Here is a 13,862-nt window from a genome sequence, read left to right as displayed (position 1 = left end):
GCTGCTGCATCATGCGAAGAAAAAGTGTTATTGGATTAATCCAATTTCCTGAATGGCGGTTTTACTACCTCTGCTTTCAAATTCTTTTCTCGTACTTTAATAAAAATAGGAGTTCCCAGCTTAGCATATTCCGGTTTTACATAACCTAATCCTACCCCTATTTTTGAAGTTGGCGACATTGTACCCGAAGTGACTATTCCTATTTTTTCATTATTTTCGTTTACGATATCGTAGCCGTGACGTGGAATTCCTTTTTCAAGCATCTTGAATCCACACAATTTACGATTTACGCCTTTCTGCTTTTGCTTTTCAAGTATTTCGCGAGCAGTGAAATTCTTTCCTTCTGTAAATTTGGTAATCCAACCTAATCCGGCCTCGATAGGAGTAGTTGTATCATCCAGATCGTTTCCATAGAGGCAAAATCCCATCTCGAGACGAAGTGTATCGCGAGCACCCAGTCCTATCGGTTTAATGCCAAACTCTTCTCCTGCCTCAAAAATAGCATTCCATATATCTTCTCCGTATTCAGGGTAAAAGTATAACTCAAAACCTCCTGCTCCGGTATATCCTGTATTGGATATAATTACGCTCTCCAGCCCCGATCCCTTAAGACTACCAATAACAAAAGAATAATAAGGAATCATTGTTAGATCTATCTTGGTTAGCTTTTGAAGCGTCGCCAAAGCTTTAGGTCCCTGTATGGCTAATTGGGCTATCGTATCTGATGAGTTTTCAAGATCAGCCAATTCTTCATTATGATCTGTCAACCATTTCCAGTCTTTCTCTATGTTCGATGCATTTACTACTAACATGTATTTCTCGGGTTCGTAATGATATATGATTATATCATCTACTATTCCACCCTGATCGTTAATGATGGCAGTATACTGGGCTTTACCTATTTCAAGAGTGGCAACATCATTGCTTAACATTCTCTGTAAAAAAGGAAGAGCTCTGGATCCTTTTACCCATATCTCGCCCATATGAGATACATCAAATACTCCCACGCCTTTGCAGACGGTCATATGTTCATCTATAATACCTGAATATTCGATCGGCATGTTATAGCCCGCAAATTCATGCATCTTAGCGCCAAGAGCAATGTGGATGTCTGTAAATGGAGTTTTTTTCATTACTTATTATATATTTCGTTATTAGTGTTCAATATTACTAAAAAGTAACAAAAGTAACACATAATAATATAGGTTTTACTTGTTACTTTTTATTATTTATAGTGTATTTTCATATAATATAGATAATTTTATTCACATTAAAAAATGAATACACTTATCTATATAAACAGCAATTTATTTACTCGTTACCAATTCTGCAATTTTAACGATCACCTGTACAGCTTTTTCCATCGATTGGATAGGTATAAATTCGTAACGTCCGTGGAAGTTATGCCCACCTGCAAAGATATTCGGACAAGGCAACCCCATAAATGATAGACGTGCACCATCTGTTCCTCCCCGGATAGGTTTTACAATAGGGGTAACGCCTACAGCAGTCATTGCTTCGAAAGCTAAATCAACCACATGCTTTACCGGTTCAACCTTCTCGCGCATATTATAATATTGGTCTTTTATTTCTACAGTAGTACTATCGGGGTATAGTTTATTGATGAAAGCGATAGTGTCTAACATTATTTGTTTACGCTTTTCGAATATTTCACGATCGTGGTCACGTATTATATAACCTACGGTTGCAGCATCTACTGTTCCCGATATATTAGTCAAATGAAAGAAACCTTCATATCCGGTAGTATGCTCGGGACGTTCATTTGAGGGTAGGAGAGAGACTAGTTTGTTGGCTACTACCAATGCATTAACCATCTTGTCTTTCGCATATCCGGGATGTACGCTTCGTCCCTGTATATTAATTTTTACGCCGGCAGCATTAAAATTTTCGTATTCTAGTTCGCCAATAGGTCCACCATCCATCGTATAAGCCCATTCGCAGCCAAATTTTTCAACATCAAAATAGTCAGCTCCTGCACCAATTTCTTCATCTGGAGTAAATCCTATTCGGATTTTTCCATGCTTGATTTCTGGATGATCTTTCAAGTACTTGATTGCAGTCAATATTTCTGCTATGCCTGCTTTGTCATCCGCACCTAATAGTGTTTTACCATCAGTTACTATCAAATCCTGATCTACATAGTCTTGCATCTCAGGAAAATCGTTAGGAGATAAAACTATATTAAGGTCTTTATTTAATATAATATCTTTTCCGTCATAATTTTTTACAATCTGTGGATTTACATCTTTACCCGTTAAATCGGGGCTGGTATCCATGTGCGCAACGAACCCTATGGTTGGCACTTCTTTATCTGTATTAGCAGGAAGAGTTGCCATAATATAGCCTTTCTCATCCAAAGATATATCTTCTAAACCCATTTCATGCAACTCTTTTTCGAGTTCACGGGCTAGAACCATTTGTCCGGGAGTACTTGGTGTTGTACCTGTTTCAGTGCTTGATTCTGTGTCAAATTTCACATACTTCAAGAAACGATCTACTACTGTCATATTCTCTATTTATTTTTTATAATATTTTTATCGAAAAGTCAAATTTGTTAACGCTTTGATATCTAGCATTTTCTTTCTACAAAAGAGTTTCATACAAATGTAGTAAAAGGAAATCAAAGGAAAAAATTGAAATCATATTTTGTGAATATGAAAAATTTATCTACTTTTGTCGCGGGTAAGTCCTATACGGTCAGCTCCCGATTAATCCCCCAGGGTTTGATCGCAGCAAGGGCCGTCGGTTGTAGCGACGCGATATAGTAAGCTTACCCATCTGCCTCTTTAGCTCAGTTGGCCAGAGCACGTGATTTGTAATCTCGGGGTCGTTGGTTCGAATCCGACAAGAGGCTCAAAAAGACTATCCAATTTGGATAGTTTTTTTTGTTTATAGCTATTTTTTATCTTCAATATAATAAAACAGGGTTAGAATTTCTAACCCTGTTTTATTATATTGAAAGTATGTAAATTCTATTTTTGATATACTGAATTACCAACCTTTTACGGCTCCTCCTTTAAATACATTGGCCGCAACTTTTTCCACCTCTTCTGATTGATACGATTCTACAAACTTTTTGATTTTGTCACTATCTTTCTTTTCTTCTCGTGTCACAATCAGATTGACATAAGGAGACTCCTTATCTTCTGCAAAAACAGCGTCTTTAAGTAAGAGCCCTGCTTGTCCTGCAAAATTATTGTTGATGATAGATAAAGACACTTTTGCGTCATCTAAGACTCTAGGTAGTTGTGGTGCTTCTAGTTCTAATATCTCCAGATTTTTAGGATTTTCTATTATATCAACTAGTCGTGGAGAGGTTGCACCATCTTTGAGTTTTATCAATCCCGCCTTTTGTAATAATAGCAATGCTCTGCTATTGTTTGATGCATCATTCGGGATCACTACTACACTTCCATCTTTCAACTCATCCAAACTTTTTATTTTTTTTGAATATGCTGCCATTGGATATACAAACGTATTACCTACGATGACAAATTTATATCCACGGTTCGTAGTTTGTTCTTCTAAAAAAGGCTTTGTTTGAAATACATTGGCTTCTATATCCCCTTGATCTAATGCTGTGTTTGGCATTACATAATCACTGAATTGTACTAATTCTACTTCTAGTCCGTATTTTTCTTTCGCTACTTTTTTAGCCGCTTCGGCTATTGCGTATTCAGGGCCTGAAGATACCCCTACCTTAATATGATTTGGGTCGTTATTTTTTTTGTTTCCGCAAGATGTGAGTAGTATAAGGGATGCACATATAGTAATCAATCCATTTATTTTCTTCATACTGATATTATATTTTCTAAATTATTAAATAATGAGCAGGTTAGTATTATTTGTCTTCAATGATAAAATAATAACCTGCAAATTTTATCTAAGTTATAATAAGGAATTATTGTCGCATTTGCTCTTATCCATTTCTTTTAACACAGAGTAAAAAGAGTAACACGGAGTTTCTTGCAATACAACAAATAAGGCATTGTTTTTTACCAATTGCTTAATACAAAAGTAAAGAATCTTATTGTAATAAAAAACTTATGATTTATATAGTCTCTACAAAAGTATAAGGCTTCCATTTAATCATAAATACCATAAATGAGGTATTTATTGTATAAGCGATATCGTTAATTTTGTGGTTTGTAAAGAACGAAGGAGAATATTGAAGATATAATTTTATAAAATAGCTTGGATTGTGTACTTTTGGCAAAATAATTAAAAGAAACAATCTATATATTTAGATGATTGAAATAAAGAATGTAACAAAGATTTTTCAGGGAAAAAATGCGTCTTCTACTGCTCTGTCGAATATATCTCTTACTGTTCCTAAAGGTAAGATATTTGGTATAATAGGAGAGTCGGGTGCAGGCAAAAGTACGTTAATCCGCTGTGTAAACTTATTAGAACGTCCCACTTCAGGTGAAATATATATTGATGGACAGGATATGCTGACTTTGTCACCTTCAGAGCTTATTGCTACCCGAAGGAAGATCGGTATGATATTTCAACACTTCAACTTGCTATCCTCCACTACAGTATTTGAAAATATTGCATTTCCCCTAAAGCTGAATAAAACTCCTAAGGAATTAATTAGACAACGGGTTTTGGAGTTGTTGGCTCTTGTTGGTTTAGAAAAAAAAGCTGATGATTATCCTGCAAAACTTTCGGGGGGACAGAAACAGCGTGTTGCTATTGCGCGCGCTTTAGCTAATAATCCTCAAATCCTTTTGTGTGACGAAGCAACCAGTGCATTAGATCCGGCAACTACTTATTCGATTCTTTCGTTGTTGAAAGATATTAATAAGAAGATGAATATTACAATATTGTTGATCACACATGAAATGGAAGTTGTAAAAACGATTTGTGATGAAGTGGCTGTCCTCAACAAGGGAGAGTTGATAGAGCAAGGGCTGATCACTGAGATCTTTTCACATCCTAAAAATGAATTGACCAAATACTTTATTGATTCTTCTATAAGACTGCATATTCCTTCTAATTATTCAGATCGGTTGACAGAGCAATTTATGAATAATAAACATATGCTCATTCGATTGGAAATATCGGGACAATCTGAAGCAAATGCAGTACTATCGGATATTGCTAAGTTGTATGAGGTCAATAGTAATATTGTATGTGCTCAAATAGATCATATAAAAGGTGTTAAGTTTGGGGTTATGCTGATAGAATTACACGGCTTGCCAGAAAATGAAGTATTAGCTGTTCGGTATTTAAAGAGTAAGAATATAAACGTAAGTGTTTTAGGATATGTCTAGTGAGATGATTGATTTATTGTTAAAAGGTACAGGTGAAACAATCGTCATGACCCTTGTGTCAGGCTTTTTTAGTTTTTTGCTGGGGTTACCGCTTGGGGTTTGGCTGTATATAACACGTAAAGGGCAGATAAAAGAAAATATGATATTGCATAATATCCTATCAACATTCATAAATGTTTTTAGAGCCATTCCTTTTATTATTCTTATTGTATGGATGATTCCTTTCACTCGTGCATTGGTAGGAACATCAATAGGGGTTTTAGCCGCACTTGTTCCATTGAGTATTGGCGCTGCTCCTTTTGTTGCCCGAATGATAGAAAATAGCCTTATCGATGTGCCGAGTGGTTTGATAGAGGCTTCTCGATCGATGGGTGCAACTCCACTTCAGATTGTGAAAAAGGTTTTATTGCCAGAAGCATTACCGTCAATTGTTAATTGTGTGTCTATCACGTTAATAATGCTTGTCGGTTATTCTGCTATGGGTGGTGCTGTGGGAGCCGGAGGCTTGGGGCAAATTGGTTACCAATATGGCTATGTTGGTTATAATCTGGAAATAATGAATATAGTTTTAGCGCTGCTCGTAATATTAGTGTTTATAATCCAATATACAGGTAATTATATTTCTAAGAAGTTTGACCATAGATAATCACTTTGCTCTTTTGGAAATATAAATAATATTCACAATTTCAATTAGAAAATGAAACTATCTTATTTTTTATTTACAATTATTCTTAGTCTGCTATCTTTTTCTATTCATGCACAGATAGCGGATACAGATACATTAAGATCATTGGCTGTACGTAAAGGTACTGTGATTGTTGATGTGCGTACGGCAGAAGAGTACGATGAAGGGCATATCGAATCGTCTATAAATATTCCTTTGCAGACATTGGCTGATTCTATCGAGTGTTTAAAACATTATAAGAAAGTAATTGTGATCTGTCGAAGTGGCAGACGAAGTGCTAAAGCCAAAGCTGAGTTGGAAGAGGCTGGGTTTACGAATGTATATAATGGTGGTGGATGGGAACATCTAAAGACTATTTTAGAAGCACGGGAAGAAGAGTAGTACGGGACGTTTTCGTCCTTATAAAAAATAAGAATGAAGGCGTAAAAATAGTATTCTTATTTTTGGTCAGAGTTCAGAAAATATACTAATTTTACAACACCGATTGCGAAAGTAGCTCAGTTGGTAGAGCACAACCTTCCCAAGGTTGGGGTCGCGGGTTCGAGCCCCGTTTTTCGCTCGAAAAAATGCGCATGTAGCGTAATGGTAGCCGCGCTGTCTTCAGGTGGCAGTGACCTACGGTCGTGGGGGTTCGAGTCCCTTCATGCGCACTGATTAATTTTAAAACCCCTTTGATTTATCTACAAATAATCAAAGGGGTTTTTCCTTGTTCTTTATATATAGTTTTTAATCACTTCTTTTATTTCATTGGCATATTGGTATATATCATCTAAAGAAGATATATTGTGCCTTGTTTCCTTTTTTTCTTTATCAAAAGTTACAATGTATTTATTTGTAGGTGAGTTAAAATACAATCGGACTATAGGTTTTCGATTATTATTATCAAATATTATTGCAAAGTAAGTTTGAGCATCCCTATATGTTATTCTCGATACATTTACAACTTCTCGAAGTATAGCCTTAATCAACATGAAGCCTTCTAGTTCTTCTTCTGTAGTAACTATACCATTGTTTTTATCTTCAACAATTAGTGATTCTGGTTGTTCTGGTTGCTCTTCTTGGGCAACTTCTGTTTTTAAAGCCGTTTTCAGACGATCTGAAATAGTATCACTAATTAAACCTGAAATAGATTTTTTGACTAAAGATGTAAATTGTTCTAATAGCTTGGGGGTGATAACACCATCATAAACCTGTTTTGCAAATAATTTAACAAACTCAGGGCTCGGATTTGAGAATTCGTTGTTAATAACCATTTTCAACTGACTTGTGTATTTTAATTCACTTGCAGAGCTCAATATATTATCAACATCAAAATATGTTTTATGGAATTTTTTTAATTCCTCGACTGTGTTACTTTTGAGATCAAATAAATTGATTTCAAGAAATGGCTTCTCATCCATTTTATTAGGAGTTTCAAGGTCTGTATAGAACTTGTAGACTATTCCATTAGTCAATAATCCGAATTTAGCATTTGATACATGGAAGTAACGCAACAACTGATTGTCATGTAAGGTCAGGTCTTGCTTCCAGTGCTTGCACTCTACTAAAACTACAGGCTGATTATCTCTGAATATAGCATAATCTATCTTTTCTCCCTTCTTAGTTCCTATATCACAAGTAAACTCTGGCATTACTTCTAATGGATTGAACACATCATAACCCATTGCTTGAAGAAAAGGCATAATTAAAGCATTTTTAGTCGCTTCTTCTGTTTGAAGGCTGTCTTTTAGTTTTTCGGCTCTGTCTGAAAGCTGTTTGATTTGATCTTTGAAGTCCATGGTATCATTTGTTTAAAATTAATCTTCAAAATGAGCTATTAGATGTTTTGTTCTAAATTAAAATAGTTTCCTCATTTTGTTTAAGTCTATAATAAAATCAATATATTCTGAAAATAGATTTAAGGAATGTCAAGAAGTCTGATCCGAGTTCAAATCTTTGATTAATTATTTGCTTGATAAATTGAATTATCTACAAAAATAATTCAAATCAAATGGATTTTACCAATTAACCTTTCACTTATAAAGAATTAATTTTTTAGGATTAACAATGTCTTCATGTTTGGATCTTGATGATATAACCTTTTTATATCAAGGTGTTTAGTCCTTTTTCAAAAGTAGATAAAAGGAAAATATAAATCAAATAAATTTAAGAAAATTTATTTAAAATAAACATTTTGGTACTAGTACCCGAAACTAAAAAATATTCAGAGGGATTCTATAAATATTTATTTACAAAATCTGAAGTGAAAAAGGAGTAGCATAATTTCTTCGTGAAGTAAATAGAATAGACTTTAATAAAAGATTCAATGCTTTTTCCCTTTAAATAAATTATTTAAGATGCAATAAACTAGAAAGGCAAGGTAGGATACTACCACTACACTCAGCATAACCAAATTAACAGCATTAATATCCATAGCATAAATTGTTTTTGTTTAATCAAATGTATTATATGATTATTTCATTTCGATTAAAATTTTATTAAGTATTTGCTAAATAATTATTTATGAGGGAGCTGTGAATTTTACTTTCGCATGCAACTTTTTATAGAAGACAATCATCTATATATTATAAAGAGAAGTAGTAACCCTTATATATATTATAATGAAAAACATAAGTTCGTATTTTAAATTATGCCTTGTGCTGGTCTGTTTATTATTTGTAGCATGCTCGGATGATAACAGTATACAGAATTTTCCGGGTGGAACTTCTGCACAATTATTGCCGGTAAAAATCTCCGGAGAAAAGAATGGTGGTCAGAAAGTGTTCGTATACGACGATTACAATCGCCTTATAAGTTGTAGTTATTTTTCTAAATCAGATAAAAAGCTATCTAAGATCAGTGAACTTAAAATACAATACGATGCACTGGGGCGTGTAGATAAAGCTACACAGGAATCCTCAGAAGGCGAAAGTTATACTTATACAATAACTTATGACGAATTGCAGATAGTAGTTCAGGATAAATACAATACACGATACATTGACATTGATACACAAGGTAGGGTGTTGAAAATGAAGCAATATTATGCAAATAACAGAGATACATCGATAGAATATAATTACCAATACGATCAGAAGGGTAATTTGATAAAGAACGACTTTAACAACAATTATTATTCATACACCTATGATGTTCATAATGGTATATATAGCTCTGTGAATACACCTCAGTGGTTTTTGGTGACTATGCTGGACGCTACTCTTATTTATAATAATTATACTCAAATACAAGTATCTTACTTAAATGAGGAAGGAAAAGAGCAAACACCTACCACCTTTAAGATAACCCACACTTACAATGAAAATGGATATCCGGTTAAATATCATGTTCCTAATATGACGTTTTGTGGAACGCCACCCTTACCGGAAAGTGATTTTAGAGTGGAATACCAAGAAGCCAAGGTTATGGGGGTATATTTTTGATTTTAATTTATTCTTTAATTATACAAGGACAACATTTGTTGTCCTTTTTTATTAAGGGAATATCTTATATTGTTATAGAGAACGTTGTTTTAGTACTCCAGATGAATCTGATGACTGTTTCTCTTAAATAAATTGATACTTTTGTCTTGTTTAAATGAAAAATCTATGGATATTTTAAGGTCTGTTTTTATATTTATTCTTGCCGGTATATGCGAAATTGGCGGTGGATATCTTATTTGGTTATCAATAAGAGAAGACAAGCCTCTATGGTATGGAATTCTTGGTGGAGCTATCATGATCGCATACGGTATAGTTGCTACTTTTCAGGAGTCTAATTTCGCAAAGGTTTATGCAACGTATGGCGGCTTTTTCATCGTTTTGTCGCTTCTTTGGGCATTTGTGTTTGATAAATATATTCCTACTAAATATGATATTATCGGAGCACTGGTTGCATTGATCGGTGTTTGTATTATCTATTATTCTCCTCGCGAATAATAAATGCTAGTCGATTATTGTATTCTTTTTGTTGTTGGCTAAAAGAATACACGCTATTTAGATATAAAAGTAAAAATGATAACTATTCCGGGTCAGTATTAAACTTCCATTCTTTGTTTACAAAATCAAACACAATTGATAATTCCGATACAGAAGGGAGTTTTAGGAACTTATATTGAGTAATTATAGCTATTCTTGCTCCTTGTAATTTTGATACATTCTCATTCCACTCCGAAATTTTATTGAAATAGGTATTTATACTTTCAATATCGGAAGAGGATATCGCTTTGTTAATATCATTTACTAAACCTACGATATTAAGATTATTATAAGACTCGTTAAGTTTCTTATAATTTTCCATATAACTATCTTGAATTTCTTTTACGTCCATAGCATTGGGAGTTTTGTATATTAAACCTGTTATATGATATAAAGTTAAGTAAAAATAAATACAAATAGATAAGATAGAAGGTGGATATTTTACCTTGTTTTAAATGATTCTTTCAGCAAATGCTATTACATGCCCATCGGGATCTGCGAAATAACATGCTCTGTCTCCCCAATTTCTTTCAATAATGGGACTTATTAGTTTTGCTCCACTATTAATTGCATTTTCAAACTCCAATTGAATATCCTCAACATACAGATACAGTTCACATCTGGGGATTCCATTGCCATCCTGAGGGTGGGGGAGTTGATTTGCTAATATTCTGGCGATTCCGTTGTTAGGCATTAAGCCTAATTTGCAATGGTCGGATAAATTAAAATCTGTCATTCCGGGGACATTAAGATCCGGAGCTTGGCGAAATATCTTTTGATAAAATAAACTGCTTCTTTCTTGATTATCTACAAACAGAATTGTTTGAGCGAGTTTAATGTGCTTCATGATTTTGACTTTATATTGTCATTTTTTTTCTGGACGAGACAAATAATTAAAAAACCTCTGAAACTTTATAAGAGATCAGAGGCTTTTAAGTTTAATATCTATATTGTATTATTTCACTTCCCATACATCCTGTTTCATCAGGTAATCTGTAAGCTTACGAACCGGATTTTTAGCTTGTACTTCTTTTACTTGCTCTTCTATACCTTGGTCGTATGTCGGCTCTTCTACATCACGAATAACACCTAGTGCCAAAGGTAGGCCATTTTGAGGAGACATCAATCCTAGTTTTAGGTGTAATGTATCATCCTTCGTCGTAGCGTCATGCACCAAAACATCATCGATTGTATAACCATTCTGACCGATTATTACATCCTTAATTTGCCAGCCGTCAATTACCAATCCTTTATCTTTGTTTGCTCCGAACAACATCTTTTCTCCATGTTTCAACAAGATGGTACGTTCGGCTCTCCATGCTCTGTCTACAACATTATCGTGGATTGCATCGTTGAATATTACACAGTTTTGCAATATCTCTACAACAGAAGTGCCTTTATGCTTTGCCGATAAAGTCAAAACTTCAGTCGTGTTAGCTAAATCGACATCTATACAACGAGCAAAAAAGGTTCCACGTGCTCCCAGTGCTAATTCTACAGGGTGGAATGGATCTTCTACCGTCCCAAAAGGAGAAGACTTAGAAACAAATCCTCTGTCAGATGTTGGTGAAAATTGCCCCTTTGTTAAGCCGTAAATTTTATTGTTTAGTAGCAAAATGTTAATATCCACATTACGACGTACTGCATGTATAAAGTGGTTACCTCCAATAGCAAGACAGTCGCCATCACCTGTGGCAAGCCAAACGGATAACTCTGGTTTTGCTGTTTTAACACCCGTTGCAATGGCAGCCCCACGTCCGTGAATGGTATGGAACCCGTATGTGTTCATATAGTAAGGCAGGCGAGAAGAGCATCCGATACCTGATATAACAGCTGTTTTATGAGGCTCTATACCCAACTCAGCCATTGCTTTGTGCAAGCAATTGAGAAGAGCATGGTCTCCGCATCCCGGACACCAACGTACATACTGATCGCTTTTATAATCTTTAGCCTGATGAGAAGAGGCTATTTTTAAATTTACATCTATCATAATTTTACTCTCCTAACTTCTTTGTGAATGCTTCAATCAATTCGGAAACAGCGAATGGCTGTCCCTCCACTTTGTTGTAACGTGATACTTGCAATCCGGGGATTTTGTCCACCAAATAGCCGGCGAATTGACCGTTGTTTAACTCTGCAACAATAATATTTTTAAATTTACGGAGTATCGACTCTGTATTCTTAGGTAATGGACTAATAAATCGGAAATGAGCTAAAGCCACTTTATGTCCGAGGATATTCATTTTTTCAACAGCTTCTCGCAAATGTCCGTATGTTCCACCCCATCCGATAACCAGTAATTCTGCATCTTCTCCGCCAATTAGCTCCAGTTGAGGAATTATATCCGCCACTTTATCTACTTTTTGTTGTCTGACATCAGTCATTTTTTGATGGTTAGCTGCGTCGGTAGAGATGGCTCCGGTTTTAAAGTCTTTTTCAAGTCCACCAATACGGTGTGTATAACCTTCTAAGCCTGCTTCAGCCCAGTAGCGAACCATTGTTTCATCATTACGTAACGCACTATTCCATTCGTTGCCTGTGTATTGCGATATATCATGCGGAGTTATTGTCGGATATTGGTCTAAGTCTGGAATACGCCATGCCGAAGAACCGTTTGCTATATAACCATCTGTTAACAAGATCACAGGCATAACACGCTCTAATGCGATCTTAGATGCCCAATAGGCCATATCAAAGCAATCTGTAGGACTAGCTGCTGCCAGTACTACAATAGGACTTTCGCCATTGCGACCATATAGTGCTTGTCTGAGGTCGGTTTGTTCTGTTTTAGTTGGCAGGCCTGTCGATGGGCCTCCTCGTTGGACATCGATAACAATAAGTGGCAATTCAGCCATTACAGCCAATCCTATAGCTTCACCTTTGAGGGCTAAACCCGGTCCTGATGTAGATGTAACTGCTAAGTTACCTGCAAAACTGGCGCCTATAGCCGTACATACACCAGCTATTTCATCTTCCACCTGAATTGCTTTAACTCCTAGCTGTTTAAATTTAACAAGTTCTTGCAAAATATCTGTTGCCGGAGTAATTGGGTATGAGCCCAAGAACAGCGGTTTACCAGAATTTTCGGAAGCAGCGATCAATCCATATGCTGTTGCTGTATTTCCATTAATATCTATATAGTATCCTTTGTCAATATTTACAGTCTCTACCCTATATGAAGAGATAGACATATTGGTATTATGTCCGTAATTAAATCCATCGGCTAGTACTTTAAGGTTTGCTTCGACCAAAACCGGTTTCTTTGCAAATTTGTTAGAAAGTATATGGTTAGCTACATCCAATGGACGATTAAATAACCAACATACAAGTCCTAATGCAAACATATTTTTACTTCTGACACGAGATTTCATATCCATTTCCATACCTTCGAGGCTACTCTTCGTTAGAGTTGTTATCGGTACGGAGATTATCTGCTGTGTTGTCAGTCCTAATTCTGTAAATGGATCTTCGGTAGCAAATAGAGCTTTTTCCAAATCACGTTTTCCGAAAGAGTCTGTATCGATAATTATAACAGAATCTTTTTTCAATGATTTGGCGTTTACTTTCAAAGCAGCAGGATTCATTGCAACCAAAACATCAGACATATCGCCTGAGTTGTAAATTTGATTACCTAAATGTACTTGAAAGCCTGAAACTCCATACAGAGTACCTTGAGGTGCTCTGATTTCTGCAGGAAAATCGGGGAATGTAGCTATCTGATTTCCAAAGATAGCAGAGAGGTTTGAGAAAATGGTTCCGGTTAACTGCATACCATCTCCCGAATCGCCAGAAAAACGTACGACTATGTCTTTTACGTCCTTAATTTTTACTGTGTTTTGCATTACTTACTTTAATAACAGATAGTATTTATTTAATCTTAAACAAAGGAAAAAAGTATTCATGAATAAACAAACTTATTTA

General features: G+C 35.3%; 13 protein-coding genes and 3 tRNA genes. 8 read left to right on the top strand and 8 right to left on the bottom strand.

Translation table 11 applies throughout. The features are described 5' to 3' along the window. Positions 1-35: 35 nt before the first annotated feature. Positions 36-1,133 carry a glycine cleavage system aminomethyltransferase GcvT gene (gene gcvT / locus BGO84_RS01680; RefSeq protein WP_291027080.1) on the bottom strand — a complete coding sequence of 366 codons (1,098 nt, stop codon included), beginning with the start codon at positions 1,131-1,133 and terminating at the stop codon, positions 36-38. Positions 1,134-1,307: 174 nt separating this feature from the next. After that, positions 1,308-2,528: a peptidase T gene (gene pepT / locus BGO84_RS01675; protein ID WP_291027078.1), complete on the bottom strand. Its 1,221-nt coding sequence runs from the start codon at positions 2,526-2,528 to the stop codon at positions 1,308-1,310. Positions 2,529-2,801: 273 nt separating this feature from the next. Between pepT and BGO84_RS01670 the strand changes: the two genes are divergently transcribed. Continuing rightward, a tRNA-Thr gene (locus BGO84_RS01670) sits at positions 2,802-2,875 on the top strand. Between the two features lie 137 nt (positions 2,876-3,012). Here BGO84_RS01670 and metQ read toward each other — a convergent pair. Further along, on the bottom strand, positions 3,013-3,816 hold the full coding sequence (metQ, locus tag BGO84_RS01665; RefSeq protein WP_291027076.1) for a methionine ABC transporter substrate-binding lipoprotein MetQ: 804 nt from the start codon (positions 3,814-3,816) through the stop codon (positions 3,013-3,015). A gap of 452 nt (positions 3,817-4,268) precedes the next feature. On the opposite strand from metQ, the gene metN reads away from it, so the two are divergent. From metN to BGO84_RS01640, 5 genes are all read left to right on the top strand, one after another. Further along, positions 4,269-5,300 (top strand): methionine ABC transporter ATP-binding protein MetN, encoded by a 1,032-nt coding sequence (gene metN / locus BGO84_RS01660; RefSeq protein WP_291027074.1) that lies wholly within the window; start codon positions 4,269-4,271, stop codon positions 5,298-5,300. A gap of 4 nt (positions 5,301-5,304) precedes the next feature. Next, positions 5,305-5,946: a methionine ABC transporter permease MetI gene (metI, locus tag BGO84_RS01655; protein ID WP_291027072.1), complete on the top strand. Its 642-nt coding sequence runs from the start codon at positions 5,305-5,307 to the stop codon at positions 5,944-5,946. Positions 5,947-5,997: 51 nt separating this feature from the next. Continuing rightward, on the top strand, positions 5,998-6,366 hold the full coding sequence (locus BGO84_RS01650; protein ID WP_291027070.1) for a rhodanese-like domain-containing protein: 369 nt from the start codon (positions 5,998-6,000) through the stop codon (positions 6,364-6,366). Between the two features lie 105 nt (positions 6,367-6,471). Then, positions 6,472-6,544: transfer RNA gene (locus BGO84_RS01645), tRNA-Gly, on the top strand. Between the two features lie 9 nt (positions 6,545-6,553). Continuing rightward, positions 6,554-6,635 (top strand) — tRNA-Leu (locus BGO84_RS01640). 63 nt (positions 6,636-6,698) lie between these two features. Here the strand turns inward: BGO84_RS01640 and BGO84_RS01635 are convergent. Beyond that, complete coding sequence (locus BGO84_RS01635) at positions 6,699-7,763, bottom strand: type I restriction endonuclease (protein ID WP_291027068.1); 1,065 nt, start codon at positions 7,761-7,763, stop codon at positions 6,699-6,701. A gap of 822 nt (positions 7,764-8,585) precedes the next feature. Here BGO84_RS01635 and BGO84_RS01630 point away from each other — a divergent pair. Both BGO84_RS01630 and BGO84_RS01625 read left to right on the top strand, forming a co-directional pair. Next, on the top strand, positions 8,586-9,407 hold the full coding sequence (locus tag BGO84_RS01630; protein WP_291027066.1) for a hypothetical protein: 822 nt from the start codon (positions 8,586-8,588) through the stop codon (positions 9,405-9,407). A gap of 165 nt (positions 9,408-9,572) precedes the next feature. Further along, positions 9,573-9,902: a YnfA family protein gene (locus tag BGO84_RS01625; RefSeq protein ID WP_291027064.1), complete on the top strand. Its 330-nt coding sequence runs from the start codon at positions 9,573-9,575 to the stop codon at positions 9,900-9,902. 82 nt (positions 9,903-9,984) lie between these two features. Here the strand turns inward: BGO84_RS01625 and BGO84_RS01620 are convergent, their stop codons facing one another. From BGO84_RS01620 to BGO84_RS01605, 4 genes are all read right to left on the bottom strand, one after another. After that, positions 9,985-10,293: a hypothetical protein gene (locus tag BGO84_RS01620; RefSeq protein WP_291027062.1), complete on the bottom strand. Its 309-nt coding sequence runs from the start codon at positions 10,291-10,293 to the stop codon at positions 9,985-9,987. Positions 10,294-10,392: 99 nt separating this feature from the next. After that, entirely contained in the window at positions 10,393-10,788 is a 396-nt protein-coding gene (locus tag BGO84_RS01615) for a VOC family protein (protein WP_291027060.1), read from the bottom strand. A gap of 108 nt (positions 10,789-10,896) precedes the next feature. Next, positions 10,897-11,931, bottom strand: coding sequence for a 2-oxoacid:ferredoxin oxidoreductase subunit beta (locus tag BGO84_RS01610; protein ID WP_291027058.1), 1,035 nt, complete (start codon positions 11,929-11,931; stop codon positions 10,897-10,899). Positions 11,932-11,935: 4 nt separating this feature from the next. Then, a complete protein-coding gene (locus BGO84_RS01605) occupies positions 11,936-13,783 on the bottom strand; it encodes a 2-oxoacid:acceptor oxidoreductase subunit alpha (RefSeq protein ID WP_291027056.1) in 1,848 nt (615 codons plus the stop codon). Between the last annotated feature and the right edge of the window lie 79 nt (positions 13,784-13,862).

This window comes from Dysgonomonas sp. 37-18, from assembly GCF_001899125.1.
Taxonomy (GTDB): Bacteria; Bacteroidota; Bacteroidia; order Bacteroidales; family Dysgonomonadaceae; genus Dysgonomonas.
This window is presented reverse-complemented; position numbering and strand designations above follow the sequence as displayed.